At 33.2% G+C, this 6,353-nt stretch carries 9 protein-coding genes; 4 read left to right on the forward strand and 5 right to left on the reverse strand.

Features of this window, described 5'->3' with window-relative positions; genetic code table 11:
* The first annotated feature begins 553 nt into the window (after nt 1–553).
* The gene (locus AN214_RS19975; RefSeq protein WP_054981325.1) at nt 554–907 is read left to right on the forward strand and encodes a hypothetical protein; all 354 of its coding nucleotides are present in this window, start codon (nt 554–556) and stop codon (nt 905–907) included.
* Nucleotides 907–1,503, forward strand: coding sequence for a hypothetical protein (locus tag AN214_RS19980; protein WP_054981326.1), 597 nt, complete (start codon nt 907–909; stop codon nt 1,501–1,503). Before AN214_RS19975 ends, AN214_RS19980 begins: the two co-directional genes overlap by 1 nt.
* Nucleotides 1,504–1,507: 4 nt before the next feature.
* Here AN214_RS19980 and AN214_RS19985 read toward each other — a convergent pair whose 3' ends face one another.
* Nucleotides 1,508–1,939 carry a helix-turn-helix domain-containing protein gene (locus AN214_RS19985; RefSeq protein WP_054981327.1) on the reverse strand — a complete coding sequence of 144 codons (432 nt, stop codon included), beginning with the start codon at nt 1,937–1,939 and terminating at the stop codon, nt 1,508–1,510.
* A 193-nt stretch (nt 1,940–2,132) separates the two neighbouring features.
* On the opposite strand from AN214_RS19985, the gene AN214_RS19990 reads away from it, so the two are divergent.
* Nucleotides 2,133–2,588 (forward strand): hypothetical protein, encoded by a 456-nt coding sequence (locus AN214_RS19990; RefSeq protein ID WP_054981328.1) that lies wholly within the window; start codon nt 2,133–2,135, stop codon nt 2,586–2,588.
* Here the strand turns inward: AN214_RS19990 and AN214_RS19995 are convergent.
* On the reverse strand, nt 2,585–3,598 hold the full coding sequence (locus AN214_RS19995; protein ID WP_054981329.1) for a site-specific integrase: 1,014 nt from the start codon (nt 3,596–3,598) through the stop codon (nt 2,585–2,587). The two genes, AN214_RS19990 and AN214_RS19995, sit on opposite strands and share 4 nt — an antisense overlap.
* Complete coding sequence (locus AN214_RS20000) at nt 3,588–4,778, reverse strand: hypothetical protein (protein WP_054981330.1); 1,191 nt, start codon at nt 4,776–4,778, stop codon at nt 3,588–3,590. The genes AN214_RS19995 and AN214_RS20000 overlap by 11 nt, the downstream gene beginning before the upstream one ends.
* Nucleotides 4,779–5,081: 303 nt before the next feature.
* On the opposite strand from AN214_RS20000, the gene AN214_RS20005 reads away from it, so the two are divergent.
* The gene (locus tag AN214_RS20005; RefSeq protein ID WP_054981331.1) at nt 5,082–5,294 is read left to right on the forward strand and encodes a hypothetical protein; all 213 of its coding nucleotides are present in this window, start codon (nt 5,082–5,084) and stop codon (nt 5,292–5,294) included.
* Nucleotides 5,295–5,503: 209 nt separating this feature from the next.
* Here the strand turns inward: AN214_RS20005 and AN214_RS20010 are convergent, their stop codons facing one another.
* Together AN214_RS20010 and AN214_RS23075 are read right to left on the reverse strand one after the other, a co-directional pair.
* Nucleotides 5,504–5,875: a hypothetical protein gene (locus AN214_RS20010; protein ID WP_054981332.1), complete on the reverse strand. Its 372-nt coding sequence runs from the start codon at nt 5,873–5,875 to the stop codon at nt 5,504–5,506.
* A 262-nt stretch (nt 5,876–6,137) separates the two neighbouring features.
* Nucleotides 6,138–6,353 (reverse strand): hypothetical protein (locus AN214_RS23075; protein WP_235576782.1); only part of this gene is annotated, 216 nt, incomplete at its 5' end.

Here is a 6,353-nt window from a genome sequence, read left to right on the forward strand (position 1 = left end):
TTCAGTTAAATATAGGAAGCTTTGGGGTTCGTAGACGCTATTTGCTGAAATTTGAGTTAGGAAATGAGCATATTCAGATTTGCCTAACAGACCTAAATGAGGTGCTTTCTCTATGTGAATTATTAACAAATAAATTCAGAAAAATAGTAATAAGTACTGATTTTTTGCTAGAAACGATGGTCGCAGCCTGATATCTCCATTTTTGGTACAGTATCTGCATATTTGACATACATTTTAATAATGGAGTCAAAAAAAATGCTAAACCTAACAATCGTGATATTTTTTGTCGCAGTAATGAATGTCACACCTTCTAGTTCAAAATCAATTGTGAACGATCAGCTTCCTACGAATGAAATACAGCGAGGTGGCGGTTTTATTCCACCAACAAAAAAAACTGATGACTAGTCTGTTTTGGGTAGTTACTTCCTAAAAACCAAATGATTTCTTCTAGTAAGACAATTTAAGTTGCCAAAAAAAGAACAACTTGTTACATTTTGTGAAACGCATGTTGTAAATTAATTTCGTAATGTGAAGTTAATAAAAAGGTATTAGTATGCTAGAAGAGATCACCCCCGCAATTGTGCTTCTATACTCTTTTTCACTTTTAATCCTACTCACCGGTTGGGCTTTTTTTTGTCTTCGCTCGAAGATAAGTCGCTGGGTGCTATCTGTAGAAAAAAGTAAACTCCTTAATCAGTTTATTTTTCTTGAGTCAGAGATGAAGCAAATGCCATTTTGCGCTGAAAAGGAAAAGTTGTATGAACAAACAGTGATTTTGAAAACAAGAATCCTGGAGCTAAATGGTGCACCTCAAAAAAGTAAAAATACAGTGCATATTGATATGCCTGATGGAGTAACAAGCATTTTTTCTGCCAAGAATAAAGCTCAAAATAAAAAGGTGTCCTGATGGATATCTATGAGTGGTATCTGAATTTTTTTGAAATGGGTAGCGATCAGAATATCACTGAATATATCATGTTGATAATTGTATCGCTGATGTTGTTAGCTTCAGCTTTCTCTATCGCGATGTGGTTTTTAGGGAAAACAAACATTTCGACTATGTTGACTACGATTATTGTAACAGCTAGTTATTTCAGCACTGATTCTATACTGGCCATTCTATTTGATTATTATGAAATTGAATCTTTTTCAGGGATTGCTACTTTATATTTAATATTTACAACGTTTGATGCAGCTACTGTTCTCGCTATATTGCTAATTACACCTTGGTTCAGAAAAGAAGGTGAAAAAGCGATTAAAACAATGACTTCACTTATAGCGGTATTGTTACTAATAAATGCAACCAACAACTTTGTGATGTCCCTTCATATTGCACTTAATGATGAGCCAAACATGATTGTTTATATGATGTATTCATCAATAATTTGCCTAGTAGACAGCTCCATTGTGCTTGTGATGTTTTTCCCAAAGAAATCGGAAAGTATTGTAAACTGGCTGCTGAGAAGAGATAGCAAGCAAGAAATAACGTTGGTAAGCGGGTAGTGAATTAACTACCCGTTTTCATTTTATTTGATGGTGTAACACCTAATTCTCTCTCTATCTTTTTCATAATATATGGAATATGCTCCTTTTCCATTAAGTCAAAATCGCAAGACTCATAAAGCGCATTAGACACACCAATAATAACCTGGTTTAAATCCCCTTCGCTAGACACCTTTGCGTTACCAAAGACTAGAAAATCTAAATCTACTCCTGTCTTTAAAGCCGTTGTAACAACGAAATCCCATGGAAAAGTTGGGCGAGAGTACCACTGTGATATCGTGGAATCACCAATAGCGAACATTTTATTACCGTTATCATCTTTTATTTCTTGTATTTTTTTTACGCCCCATGCTTCACAGCAGCGCTCCAAAACCTTTTCAACAAAAGTGATTCTTGCGTCATTACTAAGACTTTTATAGTAGGTATCAATTGCCATAAGTGAAAACAAAATTCCTATAATGCTAAAAAAAACCATTAAATAACAAATGGTGATTGATTTATTTCCGGTTAGTTAATTTATAATATTACTATTCACATAAAGAATCAATTATAAAGAAATGTAAATACATATTGTGAATTTTTCACATTAAGAGTAAAATTTAATTTCTTTATGTTAATGTATTTTAATTATGGGCATTAATAGTTCTGTTTTAGTAGAGCCTAACCATTATATAGAAAACCTTCTAACAGATGAGTTGTTAGAGTGCATCAACAGGTCATTTATAGCTGATCTAGAGTTTCAGCCTGAGTTTATTAAAAAAGGCGCGGTGCTTGAATGTGTTTTCAATAATTTACGATGCGTTTTTGTTCAATCAAACTTGAGCGACTGGGCTAGTGAGTGTTTGATTGAGGAATTCACAATAAAGGTGGAAGTAACAGCGATTTCGAGTGAATGCAAAAAATCACTCAAAAGACGCCTGTGTAAACATGGCCTTGACTACCAATACCTTGAGTGCAGTTCTAAGCTTTTATTTTTTACTACGATTGATTTAACAAAAGGTTGGCAGGGCGATAAATTAACATCGTATTTGGAAAATTTTTTCCGCGCATTCTTACCTTTCAATGAGAGCCGAAAGGTTGCTTAAAACAAAGAATTTAATACAGCTTGATCAACTTCATCTTGCTTAGTTGAGATATATATTTCGGTTGTTTTAATAGAAGAATGCCCTAAAAGTTCAGCTATTTTTTTAATATCCACCCCATTATCGTAAAGCCAGGTTGCATAGCTTCTGCGTAATGAATGAGGTGGCACCGGGTTTTCAACACCAACCAAACTGTATTTTCTACATAGATTATAAATGCTGAACCCGCTTAAAAAGTTTTCAGTACCATCATTCTTAGTTAAGTTGCCTAACCGTCCTGACTTATAAATTTGCATAAACATTGGTCCACTTTCAAAACCCCTAACGCTAAGCCAGTTAGATAATACCTCCATAGTTAGCGGGTGAATTTTTACGCGACGCAGCTTGTTCCCTTTACCCACTATTTCAAGGTGTTCAGATTCGATATTCAGTGATGCTAGCGAGAGCGATGCCAGTTCATTTCTTCGCAATCCGCAACCGACAAGTAAATGGAATATTGCTTTATCTCTCGCAATAGCATTTTCATTACCAGCTGTTAATTCAATGCGCTCCTGTAACTCATCAAATTGATTGTGACTCAGTGTTGCGTGTTTTTTTTGCCTGGTATGCTTTGGCCCTTTAACGGTTTTAACACGCAACCATTGCTTTTCAGTAATCTGCTCAAGCAATAGCGCTTCTTGAAGAATACCTTTAATAACAGAGAGGTAAAGGCGAATAGTGTCTGGCGCTAACTCGTTTTTATCCAAGATCTGCTTTAATGAATTTAACTGATTTCTATCAAAATTTTGCCAGTTAATTTCATAGATGCTTTGTTTCCCTAAATGCTTAGAAATAGCTTTAATCACGCGGGTAGCAGTTACTTTAGAGTTGTCTGAAGGGAGGGAATTTATATATGCGTAGATTGGGCAATTATTATTGATTATTACCCGTTCAACGGCTTGCTGATGGCTTTTAGCCACCAGCTCCACACTTTTAATATTATTTAATAAATGAGTATGTCTCTTAATTTTCAAGGCTGGTCATCTTATAAATAGGTATTTTATAAACTTTTTGTAGTTCTTTAGATACTCTTTTTAACTCTTTCGGAACTAGCTCTTTACTATTCTCAGAAACAAAATGCTGTTCAGTCATTGCTGGAAACTCTTTAATAGCAATGATTTTAGTAATTTCATCGAATCTAGTTTTGAAATACTCATCTTTTCTATGTTTACTATCTATATACATAGATAGGTACTCTAGATAACCATATAGAACCCAACGATCTAGTTTATAATATATAAACTCAGAAATGATAAGCTTTTGATTTGTGCCATCTCTTAGAATACTTAACATTGTTGCTATGTACTCTATGCGCTCCATAAATTTTTTTAGATTTTCACCTTCAAAGCAAACAAAGTAATATTCATAGTGACTCAGTGAAAATTGTTTTTCTTTATAAAAACATCTAAACAGGTCTTTATAGCAGTATGCAGAGTTATTTATTTCCTTGTATCTTTTAATTGCAGTGGAAACTCCCTTCATTTCCAAAACTGTTTCGAAATTCACTTCTCCTTTTATTTTTTGGTTAATTGCTATCTTATTGAAACGTTTGCAAGTTCTTTCAAAGATTCCGCCTTGAGGCATTTTATATTTCTTTGAGAATGGCTTTTCACTTTCACCATGTTGAAAGCTCTCGACTAAGTAATCTTCAACGTTTTCTATGTTGGTTCTGTGAACTTCTGAATCTGCAAAGTAGACCTTCTTAGAATTAATTTCACAACTATACTCCTCCATAAAAATGAATGATTCCTGAAAATTATTCATTTCTTCAATTGATTCTTCGATTAAAGGCTTAATCCCCTTGTATATTTCAACCTGCTCGGTTAGTTCTAGTATCTTTTTATTCTGTTCCGTTAATAGCGAAACTTCTCTTTTGTTAATGTGTAAAGTTAGAAAAATTAAAATCACAGTAACTATTAACATTACTGGAGATAAGGCATTGTTAAAGTAGACTGCATAATCAACCCAGTCAGATAATTCTGCTTCAATATCAAATCCAAATCGTCCATAAAATATTTTAGCGACAGTAAGTGAAATTGTTAAAATCACAATTGAAAAAAATAATACTGATTTATATTCTTTAAAAAATCCCCGGGATTTTTCCATAAAGCTAAACTTCTCATAAATAAAAAGATAATGATTAAATAATAACACATTGATACCATAAATGTATATTTACGCTACTTATCATATTATGTAAAATTGACTATGAAATTATATTTTCTGTGAACTATGTCGCTTTCTAAAATCTTATATAAAAAGGAAAGTTTTCACCTTTAAAGAGAAACTGTCCAATTTATTCCATGGTCCTTGCTTTAGTATCATTTGAAACATAAACAGCTATTGATTTAATTGTTTATATAATGAAAATAACAGGTTTAAAAATCGGTAAGTCACATCATTATTTAATGGTTAGTTTTCTTACTCTATAACCTCTAATATCAAAAAGAGATTGAAATGAAATCAAAAACAACTTTGGCACTTTTAATTATAACAACAAGCTTAAGTGCAAAAGGTAAAGTGCATTATGATGATTATCATAATATTGATACCGGTATAGTTGGGGAAAAACAAGGTGTATTCAAGGTTAAAGGTAAAAGTGGAAAGGCCACTATGCCTGTCATTGAGTTCATTTTGATATACCAATCAGAGAATAATAAATGCAACTGACTATTCAAATATTAATAGTAAACGTCCATATAATTTAAATAGATTTCAGATAGATGCTATCATCCAAATTTAAAAGAACCGGAAAATATTAATTTAATTTTATATTTGATTTAGAGGAGAGTGATGATTATAAACGCTTAATATAATCGGGGCCGTTTTTTAATCAGTCATTGCTGCGCTTAATTATTAAGTACAGCAAATTAACGAGGCTATTTTTCACCATTTAAGAACGCTGGCCAACCATTCCAACATTCCTTGTACTGTCTTTCCGGGTTGGATGGAATATTACTTGGACGCCTGCCTTCGCGCCCCATCAAACGAAAGTCTTTCATCGTGTTTACGTCATCCATATTAGACAATATATAGGAAGCTTCTTCATAAGAGAGGAAGTTATTACGATTATCAGGCTTGGGTGCGAGTATCTCTGACCATTTGCAGTTGTAAATAGCCTCGGGTCGTTTAGGTATATATTTAGGCCAGTCCTCTTTTTTAGAGGCGTTAGTCCATTCTTTTATCGTGGTTAACTGCTTCCTTTCAGCAAAGCTTTTAACAACAGCAAGTGGTGCAAATTCAACAGTCATAACATCATTATTATCATGAGATCTATTCTTTATTGTATAACAACATTTAGTTTCTTTTAAGTTGTTATTTCCTACATTAAATTACCACATTAAAATATTAAACAATTTCAGTAGATTAAGTTAATACACTCTATCACAGCGCGATTTATATTTTCATTTAGAGTGTTCTTCGTAGTTATTTTTTATATTATAGGAATCATTATGAAGAAAATTTACATCATTATTTTACTTTTTCTTATCTCAGCCTGCACTAGTTCTCCAATTAAGGAGCACCAAGAAGCACTGGAGGAATCTCAGAATAAAATAGTTGAACAGAAAACTGAAAAGATCTCAGAGCAGATTCAATTAATGCCTGATTGGTACCAATAGTCAGTACAACTATCCGCCTTTTGAACTGCATATGAAAAACAAATGTGTTCGCCAAGAATTCCAAACGCGTTTTGACGACCAAGCCGTGCAACGCAATGTTAACTTTGAC

It is taken from the genome of Pseudoalteromonas sp. P1-9 (genome assembly GCF_001399975.1).
Classification (GTDB): Bacteria; Pseudomonadota; Gammaproteobacteria; order Enterobacterales; family Alteromonadaceae; genus Pseudoalteromonas.